This is a genomic window from Ruminococcus sp., assembly GCF_024691275.1.
Classification (GTDB): domain Bacteria; phylum Bacillota; class Clostridia; order Oscillospirales; family Ruminococcaceae; genus Ruminococcus.
This window is the reverse complement of sequence record NZ_JAILNU010000065.1, coordinates 1-12,209: the sequence shown is the minus strand read 5'-3', so window position 1 is coordinate 12,209 and position 12,209 is coordinate 1. Positions and strand designations below refer to the sequence as shown.

The window sequence follows — 12,209 nt, the reverse complement described above, 5'->3', positions numbered from 1 at the left end:
TTCATAAATCTATTTTAATCGATTGAATTACTTATTCCCTTATAATTGAGCTGAAAATGTTGAAAGTTGAGAAACTTTTGGTTAAGGAATGATATAATGAAAAAAGAAATTAGTATTCCTCTAAGAATCGGATTAATAATATACATGTTTTTATGCATATTTAATCCTGATTTTTTTCCTTTAGAAATGGTGTCATTAATGACTTATGTAGGTATTACTATTGTTTTATTATTTATTTGCAATCAGAATGGTATTACTTTTAGAAAGGAGTTAATCTACCCACTTCGTGTGTTTTCACCATTCCTAGTATACTTCTTGTCTATAACGTTTATTTTTTGCTTTTCTTCAATTGGGCAAAGGGGGGGATTTCTAAATAATTTTACAGCCTACATTATTCCTTTGTCTAAATGGTATGTTGCATATTTAGTTTTTTATTATATAACCCTATCATACAAGCTTGATACAAATGATTATATGAGCCTTTTGGTGATGGTTGGAATTATTCAAACAATTTGTGTTATAATTGCATTGATTAGTCCTCCCATTCGCAATGTTTTCAATGGCTTTACGATTGCCAATAGTCAAAGTCAGCACATGAAGAACTATGTATTAATGAATAATCAAAGATCATTTGGATTGGCTGATAATCTATTTGACTCTTTTGGATATACAACTTCATTTATAATTGTTTATACTTTTATCCTTTCAATCTCAAAAAACATAAAGTATATTCTGATTTTTTTAGCAATGCTTTTAATGCCATTATTAAACACAAGGACTGGAATATTGTTAGTTGGCATTTGTGGTGCCCTAGTTGCTTTGTATTTTTATTCAACCGTGTTCATAAAAAAGTGGTTAAGAACAGCTGCAACAGTCATAATAATTATGTTATGCGTCATGGCTCTATATTCAATTGTTCCAGAGGATACTAAAGAGTGGATTGAGGACGGCTTTGAATCGATATATGTTCTTTTTTCTTCAGGGGAAAAAACATCAGGATTTGCTGTTATGGACAGAATGATAGGTATTCCAGAGCATTTTATTATTGGCGAATGTTGTTCTCCCGAATCACTTGGAAGAGGAGCAACAGATATTGGATATGTTCAGTGCATTTGGAGATTTGGTTTAATTGGAACTGCCCTGCTACTGTATGGTTTTTTTAGAGTATTCAAATTGGCATACGTAAAAGCAAAATCGAAAGAACAGAAATGTTTTTCGATATGTGCGGGATTAATATTTTTTGTGTATTTATATAAATTGTATTCGATAGGAAATCCGTGTGGTAATTTCATTATTTTTACTTGGCTTGCCGTAATTATAAATGATGATTGCAATGAAAATGAGAATCATGTTTATCATTTTTGAAAAAAAGGAGAACTGAAAATGTCTGAATTGGTTTCGATATTAATGCCAACATATAATCATGCAAGATGGGTTGAAAAAGCCATTCGTAGTATTTTAGCGCAAGAAACACAGTATAGTTTCAAGTTGTATATTCATGACGATGCTTCAACAGACGGAACTCAAGACATAATAAGAAAACTTGAGAGCGAATACCCTGACGTGATATGCTGTATTTATCAAAAAGAAAACCAATATTCTCAAGGAGTGAGTGTTAGTCGTTCATTTTTGTATCCTATGGCTCATGGTAAGTATGTGGCAATTTGTGAAGGAGATGATTATTGGATAGATACAAATAAACTGCAAAAACAGATTGATTATATGGAAAAACATGATGAATGTACATTTTGTTTTAGCAATGCTAGTATAGTTGATGTTGATGGAAATCCAATTAGAAAGTTTTACTCTAAACCATCTTGGAATGATAGAATGATTATTAAAAAACTTAAGAACAGCAATGGAGCCGATTTTGATGTTGATGAAATGCTTTTGTTAGATTTTACCCCAACAGCTTCTACAGTATTTCGATATGACACACTGGTGGAACTATTCAATTATCAGAAAAGTTTGGATTTGCTGACTAGATTGGTAGCTACAAATATGGGCTATGCACATTATCACAATGAGATTTTTACAGCGTATAGAGTTGGAAATGAACAATCAGCGTCGGGGAGTATACAACATTCATATGAAAAACTTAAAAAGAATTTTTTTGATTTACATGTTACCATTCTTAAAGAATTTAATAGTCGTACAAAAAAGAAGTATTCGAAAACGATTGATCATGTAATTAAGCGAAAAGAAATCACTTTGTATTTAGCTTCGGGAAAAGAGTATTTATCGAGGGTGTGGACGATTGACTGCTGGAATGAGTTGCCTACTAAGCGGAAAATAAATCTGATTATAAAATGCTTCATTTATAGGTTCGGTTTATAATAGTTTCATATGTCAATCTGTATCTATTAATTCATTAGGAGGCGTGTGGTAGATTAAATGAAGGACAATAACACGAGAACAAAAAAAAGCAACTCAGTTCTATCAAATTTCTTATGGCGCTTTTTTGAACGTTGTGGAGCCCAAGGAGTAACATTCATTGTATCAATAGTACTTGCAAGATTGCTTGATCCATCAGTTTACGGCACTATTGCGTTAGTAACCGTTTTTACTACGATCATGCAGGTATTTGTTGATAGTGGCATGGGTAATGCATTGATTCAGAAGAAAGATGCTGATGATCTGGACTTCTCCAGTGTGTTCTATTTTAATATAGTAGTATGTACTGTTCTCTATATTATAATGTTTGTAGCTGCTCCGTTTATTTCAGCTTTTTATAAAATGCCGGAATTAACACCCGTTATTCGTGTTTTGAGTTTGATTCTAGTTATTTCAGGAGTAAAAAATGTCCAGCAAGCATATGTGTCTCGAAATATGCTGTTTAAGAAGTTTTTCTTTTCAACATTAGGCGGTACGATAGGAGCGGCGGTTTTAGGTATACTCATGGCATACTTGGGCTATGGAGTATGGGCATTAGTTGCACAGATGTTATTTAATGCGGCGATAGATACAACCATTTTGTGGTTTACGGTAAAATGGCGTCCACAAAAAAAGTTTTCACTTCAAAGATTGAAAGGATTATTCTCATATGGCTGGAAATTGCTTGTTTCAGCTTTGATTGATACAGTATATAATGATTTAAGACAATTAATAATTGGTAAGATGTACAGTTCGTCTGATTTGGCATATTATAATCAAGGAAAAAAGTTTCCGCAGTTCATTGTGACAAACATTAATACCTCGATAGATAGTGTTCTCTTGCCTGCAATGTCTAAAGTTCAGGATAATCCAGAAGCCGTTAAAAGTATGACGCGAAGATCAATTAAAATTAGCACATATATCATGATGCCTTTTATGGTTGGTTTGGCAGTATGTGCAGAACCATTGATTTCACTGATATTAACAGATAAGTGGTTGCCGTGTGTACCGTTTTTACGAATATTCTGCTTTACGTTTGCTTTCTATCCAATACACACAGCAAATCTTAATGCTATTAAGGCTATGGGACGAAGTGATTTGTTTTTAATTCTAGAGATAATAAAAAAGGTTATTGGTATAATTGCAATATTATCCACAATGTGGATTAGTCCTTTGGCTATGGCATATAGCTTGTTAGTAACATCTGTTCTTGGTCAAATTATTAATTCATGGCCAAATAAAAAGCTTATGAATTATAGTTATCTTGAACAGCTAAAGGATATGATGCCTCAGATTTGCCTTTCCCTTTTTATGGGCGTAATTGTGTTTTGTGTTCAGTTTATTGGATTGAGTAGTGTATTGACATTGCTCATTCAAGTTCCTGTTGGAGCTACAATATATATTGTATTATCAAAACTGTTCCATATTGATAGCTTTGAATATCTTATCAATACTGTTAAGGGATTACTTCATAAAAAAAAGAAAGAAGCGTAATTATGAAAAAAATACTTTTATTGGGCGGTTCTGCACAACAGGTTGTAGCAATCGAAACCGCCAAGCGATTAGGTTATTATACTGTTGTTTGTGATTATCTTTCAGACAACCCAGGACAGTTTGTAGCTGATAGATTTTATCTTGTGAGTACGACTGATAAGGATGCGGTATTGAGGGTTGCCGAGGAAGAAAATGTTAATGGCGTGATTGCATATGCTTCTGATCCTGCCGCTCCAACAGCAGCTTATGTTGCGGAAAAGCTTGGTCTTCCGACAAATCCTTATAAATCTGTGGATATTCTTTGCAATAAGGACAAGTTTAGGACATTTTTATCGGATAACGGTTTTGATTGTCCTTTTGCAAAGGGATATTCAAGCGCTGAATCGGCAATTCAGGATAAGGATAGTTTTGATTATCCTATCATCATGAAGCCAGTTGATTCTTCGGGAAGCAAAGGCGTGACAATCCTTCAATCCTCAAATGGATTTGAGAATGCTGTGGAGTTTGCGTTTTCGTTCTCACATTCCAAGAGAATCATTATTGAAAAGTTCATCGTTCAAAAGCATAAGTACAATATCGGTGGGGATATCTTCATTGATAACGGTAAGGTCATTATTTGGGGATTAATGAATTGCTTTCGAGAGCATTCGCCCAATCCACTTGTTCCAGGAGGGGAAATCTTTCCGGTATTGCTGAGCGATTCGGATTTGGAGAAAGCTAAAGCCGTATTACAAAATCTGGTGACGAAATTAAACATTCAGAGTGGCAGTATGAATGTTGAGCTGATGATTGATAATGATGACAAGGTTTATCTGATCGATATCGGACCGAGAGCCGGTGGGAATATGATACCAATACAACTTAGCGCAATTTTCGGTGTGGACATTGTTGAGATGTCCGTGTTGGCTGCTATGGGTGAGAAACTGAACATTAATCCTCATATTGAGATACCTTACTGTTCACATTATGTTCTTCATTCTGATGCAGATGGAATCTATCAGGATATCGTCTTTTCTGATGAGATAGAAAAGAATATTTTCCGAAAGGAATTGTATAAAAAAGAAGGCGATTCCGTAGAGTGCTTTGATAATGCCGCTAAAGCACTTGGAATTATCTTCTTGAAGTTTTCGAGTGCTGATGAAATGTATGACAAGATGAACCACATGAATGACTATGTTAAGGTGGTATTGAAGTGAGATTAGGACATACAGATTCAGGTCATCCAAGTATTTGCTTTGTAATCTGTGATAATTATGCAGATATTGAAGTGGTCCTGAATTCTTTTCAAAATGAACTTACTTCTTTACGAAACAATGATGAGTTTAGGCATAAGATGGCTCTAAAATTAGCTGAATACGCTTGCTTCCTTGTAGTTAAAATAGGTGATGAAGTTGCGGGATTTGTTGCTGTATACGCAAACGATGTTTTGACTCGAACGGCATACATACCTTTTATTGCTGTAGATCCGGCGTATAGAGGAAAAGGTGTGGGAAGATTATTGTTTGATAAAGCGTGTGACTTAGCAATTAAAAAGGATATGCTTTATTTAAAACTTGAAGTAAATAAATCAAATAATAATGCAATAGCATTTTACAATAAAATGGGAATGCGTTGTATAGGTGAAGCGAGCCAGTCTTCATTTTATTATATCAAAAAAATAGGTGATTATTTATGAGTAATATATTAGTAACACGTTCCTCAATGCCTGACTATGAGGAATATTGTGAAGAAATCAAAGAATTATGGGATAGCCATTGGCTGACCAATATGGGAACAAAGCACAAGCAGCTTCAAGCTAAACTTGAGAACTTGCTGAACGTTCCACATGTTGTTCTTTACACCAACGGCCATCTTGCACTTGAAAATGTTCTTGCAGCAATGAATCTGCCGAAGGGTGGAGAGGTTATCACCAGCCCGTTCACTTTTGCTTCGACTACGCACGCAATCGTTCGCAATAGTTTGAATCCTGTTTTCTGCGACATTGATCCTACATACTATACGATGGATGCAACAAAGATTGAGTCATTGATTACGGATAAGACCTGTGCAATTGTTCCCGTGCATGTGTACGGTAATGTCTGCAATGTCGAGGAGATTGAGCGAATTGCCAAGAAGTATGGCTTAAAAGTTATCTATGATGCAGCACATGCGTTTGGTGTAAAGTACAAGGGGATAAGCACGGCTTGCTTTGGCGATGCATCGATGTACAGTTTCCATGCTACAAAGGTATTTAATACCATTGAGGGCGGCTCTGTGTGTTTCTCGAATGACGCTCTTGTACAGACGCTAAATGATATGAAGAACTTTGGTATCAGAGGACCTGAGACGGTTGAATTTGTCGGCGGCAATGCAAAGATGAACGAGTTCCAAGCGGCAATGGGCATTTGCAATCTGCGGCATCTTGATGAAGAGGTTGCAAAGCGTAAAGCGGTTGTGGAACAGTATCGTTCAAGACTCTCTGGTGTTGATGGCATTATTCTTTGCCCTACTCAGAGTGATGTTGAACCTAATTATGCATATTTCCCGGTGGTATTTGAGCCGACACAGTTTGGTGCAACCCGCAATGAAGTGTTTGATGCTCTCGCGGAACAGGGCATCGGTGCAAGAAAGTATTTCTATCCGCTGACCAATACATTTGATTGCTTCCATGGAGCATATGATGTGAATCAGACACCTGTTGCTTTGCATATCAGCAAGCGCGTGCTTACATTGCCGTTGTATGCTGATTTGAGTATGGATGATGTGAATCGTATATGTGATGTAATACTATGCTGTAAAAAATAATTAAAGGTGAATAAAGTATGTCAAAAATGTTAGCAGGTGGGGGAGAGGCCGCCTCCTCAAAAAGAGCATCAAACATCGAGTTGTTTCGCATTATTACGATGTTGCTGATTGTGGCACATCATTATGTTGTTAATTCTGGCTTAACAGCAGTTGATGGTCCAATAGCCGAGTCTCCGACTTCGCCACTTTCTATTTTTCTTTTGTTATTTGGAGCGTGGGGTAAAATCGGCATCAATTGCTTTGTAATGATAACAGGATACTTTATGTGTAAATCTAATATTACCGCTAAGAAATTTGCAAAGCTCTTATGTGAAATAATGCTTTATCGCATAGTTCTCTTTCTTATTTTTCTGTTAACCGAGTATGAAAATTTTTCAGTCACTGCATTTGTCAAAACAATTGTACCTATCACATCAATTAAATATAAATTTGATGATTGTTATATGGTATTCTTTTTGTTTATTCCGTTTTTGAATTATTTGATAAAGCATATCAGCGAGCGAACACATTTCTTTCTAATACTACTGAGTTGCTTAACATATGTTTTGTTTGGAACACTTAAATGTGGGCTTTTTGCTTTGAACATGAACTATGTGTCATGGTTTATGGTGTTGTATGTTATAGCATCTTATATTAGGCTTTATCCCAAGAAGTGGTTTGATAACACTAAGATATGCGGAATATTATTACTGTTGTTTGTACTTATGTCCGCGGCAAGTGTTATATGTTGCGCATATTTAGGTGAAAGATTCAATATTTTTATCCCTTTTTATTTTGTAACAGATTCTAACAGCTTTTTGGCAGTAGCAGTTGGCGTGCTTGCATTTCTTTTCTTCAAGAATCTCAGAATTCCATATAACAGGTTTATAAACACTGTTGCTGCGTCTACATTCGGTGTTTTGTTGATTCATGCTAACAGTGACACAATGCGGCGTTGGCTCTGGAACGATACATTGGATGTTGTTGGTCATTTTGGTGATGAACTGATGCCGTTGTATGCTATAGGATGCATGATTGGTATCTTTACAATTTGTAGTGTGATTGATATTATAAGAATCAATTTGCTTGAGAAGCCGTTTTTCAAATTGTGGGATAAGTATTGGAATGGAGTTAGCTCTTGGATAACTCGAAAAGAAAAAGCATTTCTTGATAAAATGAGTATTATGTAAATGACGGGTTATTGAAGTAACCTGTGTGAAGATTTTTTATGGAGGTATTTAAATCATGACCATTATCGTAACAGGCGGTGCCGGCTTTATCGGTTCAAATTTCGTGTTCCACATGCTGAACACCTATCCAGACTACAGAATCATCTGTCTGGACAAGCTCACCTATGCGGGCAATCTTTCGACACTTGCTCCCGTAATGGACAACCCGAACTTCCGCTTTGTGAAGCTCGACATCTGCGACCGCGAGGGTGTTTACAAGCTCTTCGAGGAGGAGAAGCCGGACATCGTTGTGAATTTTGCGGCGGAGTCCCATGTTGACCGTTCCATCGAGAATCCGGAGATTTTCCTCCAGACCAATATCCTCGGTACACAGGTTCTCATGGACGCTTGCCGTAAGTACGGTATTCAGCGTTATCATCAGGTATCTACCGACGAAGTGTACGGCGATCTGCCGCTTGATAGACCTGACCTGTTTTTCACCGAGACGACCCCGATTCATACTAGTAGCCCGTATTCTTCTTCCAAGGCAGGCGCTGATCTGCTCGCCATGGCTTACAACAGAACCTACGGTCTGCCCGTGACCATCTCCCGCTGCTCGAATAACTACGGTCCGTATCACTTCCCGGAGAAGCTGATTCCGCTGATGATTGCAAATGCACTTGCAGACAAGCCATTGCCGGTTTACGGTGAGGGTCTGAACGTTCGCGACTGGCTGTATGTCGAGGATCACTGCCGCGCCATTGATCTGATTATCCACAAGGGCAGAGTCGGCGAGGTTTACAACGTCGGCGGTCATAACGAGATGAAGAACATCGACATCGTAAAGCTGATCTGCCGTGAACTAGGCAAGCCTGAGAGCCTGATCGTCCATGTTGAGGATAGAAAAGGTCACGATATGCGCTATGCGATCGACCCGACCAAGATTCACAACGAGCTTGGTTGGCTGCCGGAGACGAAGTTTGAAGACGGCATCAAGAAGACCATCAAGTGGTATCTCGACAACAAGGAGTGGTGGGAGACTATCATCTCCGGCGAGTACCAGAACTACTACGAGAAAATGTACGGCAATCGTGTGGAGGTTTGATTGTGAAAGCGTTTGTAACAGGTGTCGGCGGACAGCTCGGATTTGATGTGGTAAATGAGCTGAAAAAGCGCGGCTATACCGCGATTGGAAGCGATATTCTGGACGAGACGGCTGCTGAATGCGAGTATGTCAAGCTGGATATTACGGATGCAGTGGCAGTTGATAAGGTGATTTCCGAGGTCAAGCCGGACGTTGTGATTCACTGCGCTGCATGGACAGCCGTGGATGCTGCTGAGGACGAAGAGAATCAGCCAAAGGTCAAAGCAATCAATGTGGACGGTACGCAGAATATTGCCAATGTTTGCAAGAAACTGGACTGCAAGATGATCTATATCTCGACTGATTACGTTTTCAACGGTCAGGGTGAAGAGCCGTGGCAGCCGGACTGCAAGGACTATGCGCCGCAGAATGTCTACGGTCAATCCAAGCTCGATGGTGAGCTCGCCGTTGCGAACACACTGGATAAGTATTTCATCGTGCGTATTGCATGGGTATTCGGCGTGAACGGCAAGAATTTCATCAAGACGATGGTCAATGTTGGCAAGACGCATGATGAGGTGCGCGTTGTTAGCGACCAGATCGGCACGCCGACCTATACTTATGATCTTGCGCGGCTGCTAGTGGATATGGCTGAAACGGATAAGTACGGCTATTATCATGCAACCAACGAGGGCGGCTATATTTCGTGGTACGACTTCACAGTTGAAATTTACAAGCAGGCTGGGATGTCTACAAAGGTGACACCAGTTACAACTGCGGAATACGGTCTTTCCAAGGCTGCAAGACCGTTCAATAGCCGACTGGATAAGTCCAAGCTCGTCGAGAACGGCTTTGCGCCGCTGCCGACATGGCAGGATGCGCTTGCAAGATATTTAAAGGAGATTCAGTAATGGGACAGATCATAGTTGAGAAAAATGTCGGCGGTATCGAGGGACTTTGTGTTATCACGCCAGCAGTTCACGGCGATAACCGCGGTTATTTCATGGAGACCTACAGCCAGCGTGACATGGCGGAAGCAGGCATCGACATCGTGTTTGTGCAGGACAATCAGTCATGTTCGACGAAGGGTGTGCTTCGCGGTTTGCACTTCCAGAAGCAGTTTCCGCAGACAAAGCTTGTCCGTGCAATCAAGGGCAGAGTGTTTGACGTTGCAGTCGATCTCCGAACCGGTTCCGCGACATACGGCAAGTGGTACGGTGTGGAATTGACTGAGGAAAACAAAAAGCAGTTTCTGATTCCGAAGGGCTTTGCACACGGTTTCCTTGTGCTCTCCGATGTGGCGGAGTTCTGCTATAAGTGCGATGACTTCTATCATGCAAATGACGAGGGCGGCATGGCATGGAACGATCCGGAAATCGGCATCGAGTGGCCGGAGCTTGTCGGTACATACAACGGCAGCGCAAGCGCAGAGGGCTATACGCTCACTGATGGCACAAAGCTAAATCTCTCTGATAAGGATCAGAAGTGGCTCGGCTTCAAGGATACATTTAAATTCTGAAAGGTTGTGAATTGATATGAAGGGTATTGTTCTTGCAGGAGGCAGCGGTACACGTCTTTATCCGCTGACAAAGGTGACATCGAAGCAGTTGCTTCCGATTTATGATAAGCCGATGATCTATTATCCGCTCAGTACGTTGATGCTTGCAGGGATCAAGGATATCTTGATTATCAGTACACCGGATGATACTCCGCGCTTTGAAGCACTGCTCGGTGAAGGAAGTCAATACGGTATTAATTTGTCTTATAAAGTTCAACCAAGTCCTGATGGACTTGCTCAGGCATTTATTCTCGGTGAGGAGTTCCTTAACAGAGAAGCAGGAGCAATGGTACTTGGAGATAATATTTTCTATGGTAATGGATTCAGGAAGCTGTTGAAAGCTGCTGTTTCCGATGCGGAAGAAAAAGGAAGAGCAACCGTGTTTGGTTATTATGTACCGGATCCGGAGCGTTTCGGCGTGGTAGAGTTTGACGAGAATGGCAAGGCGCTTTCAATTGAGGAAAAGCCGAAGAATCCGAAATCGAACTACGCGGTGACCGGTTTGTATTTCTATCCGGCTGGCGTGAGCGACAGAGCAAATCAAGTGAAGCCGTCTGCACGAGGCGAGTTGGAAATCACCACGCTGAATGATATGTATCTTTCAGATGGACTTCTTGATGTTCAGCTCCTCGGACGTGGTTTTGCATGGCTCGATACTGGAACAATGCAGAGTTTGCTTGAAGCAGCAAACTTTGTTGAGATGGTTCAGAACAGACAGGGCATTACCATTTCTGCGCCGGAGGAGATCGCATTCATTAATGGGTGGATTGATAAAGAAGGTCTACTGAAATCTGCAGAGGCATATGGCAAGAGCCCTTATGGGGCGCATTTAAAGGCTGTGGCTGAAGGCAGAGTGAAGTATTAAGATATGAACATTGTTGCTTGCACCGTAGCTGTCGTGCAGGTGACGCTTTGAGAGACACTCAGCGGTACGATCTACTGCAAGGGAAAGTCAGCTCTTTTCAGCAGTTCCTTCCTCACCGTATTCAAGCGGGAGTAGTATGTGTGCTGGCTGATACCTTTTTCCTTGCACCAAGCAGTTACGGTCATGCTGCTGCTTTGGCATTCCTGTATCTGCTCTGACCACTTCCTGTGACGTAGCTTGGTCTTTACTTCTCTGATCGTTGGCATATTCTCAGCTCCTTTCGGGTAGAACCCTTTGGAACTATTTAATCGCATTTTTTGAGCCTCGTAAACGTATGGGTGGGGGTGGCGCTTACTTTGCGATGTGATTTTGGAGGACAAGAAGTAACTATGGTAGATTGTAAAGAGTTATCGATGAATAATAAAGGTGGGTATCAACCTAAAATCCGCGAATCGAATTTGGAGTTATTCCGAATCATTACCATGCTATTGATTGTTGCACATCATTTTGTTGTTAATTCTGGATTAATGAGTGATGATGGACCGATTGCTGAAAATCCTATGTCTGGAAATTCACTGTTTTTGTTTCTGTTTGGTGCATGGGGAAAAATCGGAATCAATTGCTTTGTGATGATAACCGGATATTTTATGTGTAAGTCTCAAATCACCGCAAAGAAGTTTGCTAAGCTGTTTTGTGAAGTGTATTTCTATAAGATGTTGTTCTTTTTGATTTTTTGGCTAAGCGGATATACTGCTTTTTCATTGATGCCTTTGTCAATAAAAAACTGAGCCACAGCGCTAATAAAAAAGTGAGCCGGTTTTGATAAAAAAATAATGAGCCACTAATCATTATTCATGGTCGAGTCGATGCGGTAAGATGAGCTGCAGTTCATATTAAGAACGA

The 12,209-nt window shown here is 39.8% G+C and carries 13 protein-coding genes; 12 read left to right on the top strand and 1 reads right to left on the bottom strand.

The annotated features are described in order from the left end of the window. Positions 1–96 precede the first annotated feature (96 nt). From K6G33_RS07780 to rfbA, 11 genes are read left to right on the top strand one after another with little or no spacing between them, the layout of a single operon-like run. Positions 97–1,365 carry a M50 family metallopeptidase gene (locus tag K6G33_RS07780; protein WP_296778009.1) on the top strand — a complete coding sequence of 423 codons (1,269 nt, stop codon included), beginning with the start codon at positions 97–99 and terminating at the stop codon, positions 1,363–1,365. 18 nt (positions 1,366–1,383) lie between these two features. Next, on the top strand, positions 1,384–2,337 hold the full coding sequence (locus K6G33_RS07775; protein WP_296778007.1) for a glycosyltransferase family 2 protein: 954 nt from the start codon (positions 1,384–1,386) through the stop codon (positions 2,335–2,337). A gap of 57 nt (positions 2,338–2,394) precedes the next feature. Beyond that, positions 2,395–3,867 (top strand): lipopolysaccharide biosynthesis protein, encoded by a 1,473-nt coding sequence (locus K6G33_RS07770; protein WP_296778004.1) that lies wholly within the window; start codon positions 2,395–2,397, stop codon positions 3,865–3,867. 2 nt (positions 3,868–3,869) lie between these two features. After that, the gene (locus K6G33_RS07765; protein WP_296778003.1) at positions 3,870–5,063 is read left to right on the top strand and encodes an ATP-grasp domain-containing protein; all 1,194 of its coding nucleotides are present in this window, start codon (positions 3,870–3,872) and stop codon (positions 5,061–5,063) included. Further along, positions 5,060–5,542: a GNAT family N-acetyltransferase gene (locus K6G33_RS07760; RefSeq protein WP_296778000.1), complete on the top strand. Its 483-nt coding sequence runs from the start codon at positions 5,060–5,062 to the stop codon at positions 5,540–5,542. The genes K6G33_RS07765 and K6G33_RS07760 overlap by 4 nt, the downstream gene beginning before the upstream one ends. Then, a complete protein-coding gene (locus K6G33_RS07755) occupies positions 5,539–6,651 on the top strand; it encodes a DegT/DnrJ/EryC1/StrS aminotransferase family protein (protein WP_296777999.1) in 1,113 nt (370 codons plus the stop codon). The genes K6G33_RS07760 and K6G33_RS07755 overlap by 4 nt, the downstream gene beginning before the upstream one ends. Positions 6,652–6,668: 17 nt before the next feature. Beyond that, complete coding sequence (locus K6G33_RS07750) at positions 6,669–7,820, top strand: acyltransferase family protein (protein WP_296777996.1); 1,152 nt, start codon at positions 6,669–6,671, stop codon at positions 7,818–7,820. A gap of 55 nt (positions 7,821–7,875) precedes the next feature. Further along, the gene (gene rfbB / locus K6G33_RS07745; RefSeq protein WP_296777994.1) at positions 7,876–8,904 is read left to right on the top strand and encodes a dTDP-glucose 4,6-dehydratase; all 1,029 of its coding nucleotides are present in this window, start codon (positions 7,876–7,878) and stop codon (positions 8,902–8,904) included. 2 nt (positions 8,905–8,906) lie between these two features. Continuing rightward, positions 8,907–9,794 (top strand): dTDP-4-dehydrorhamnose reductase, encoded by an 888-nt coding sequence (gene rfbD, locus K6G33_RS07740; protein ID WP_296777992.1) that lies wholly within the window; start codon positions 8,907–8,909, stop codon positions 9,792–9,794. Beyond that, positions 9,794–10,402 carry a dTDP-4-dehydrorhamnose 3,5-epimerase gene (gene rfbC / locus K6G33_RS07735; protein WP_296777990.1) on the top strand — a complete coding sequence of 203 codons (609 nt, stop codon included), beginning with the start codon at positions 9,794–9,796 and terminating at the stop codon, positions 10,400–10,402. The genes rfbD and rfbC overlap by 1 nt, the downstream gene beginning before the upstream one ends. Positions 10,403–10,418: 16 nt before the next feature. Then, entirely contained in the window at positions 10,419–11,306 is an 888-nt protein-coding gene (rfbA, locus tag K6G33_RS07730; RefSeq protein ID WP_296777987.1) for a glucose-1-phosphate thymidylyltransferase RfbA, read from the top strand. A 71-nt stretch (positions 11,307–11,377) separates the two neighbouring features. On the opposite strand, the gene K6G33_RS07725 is transcribed toward rfbA, so the two are convergent. Beyond that, on the bottom strand, positions 11,378–11,572 hold the full coding sequence (locus K6G33_RS07725) for a hypothetical protein (protein WP_296777986.1): 195 nt from the start codon (positions 11,570–11,572) through the stop codon (positions 11,378–11,380). Positions 11,573–11,695: 123 nt separating this feature from the next. Between K6G33_RS07725 and K6G33_RS07720 the strand changes: the two genes are divergently transcribed. Beyond that, positions 11,696–12,094: an acyltransferase family protein gene (locus K6G33_RS07720; RefSeq protein WP_296777983.1), complete on the top strand. Its 399-nt coding sequence runs from the start codon at positions 11,696–11,698 to the stop codon at positions 12,092–12,094. Positions 12,095–12,209 lie beyond the last annotated feature (115 nt).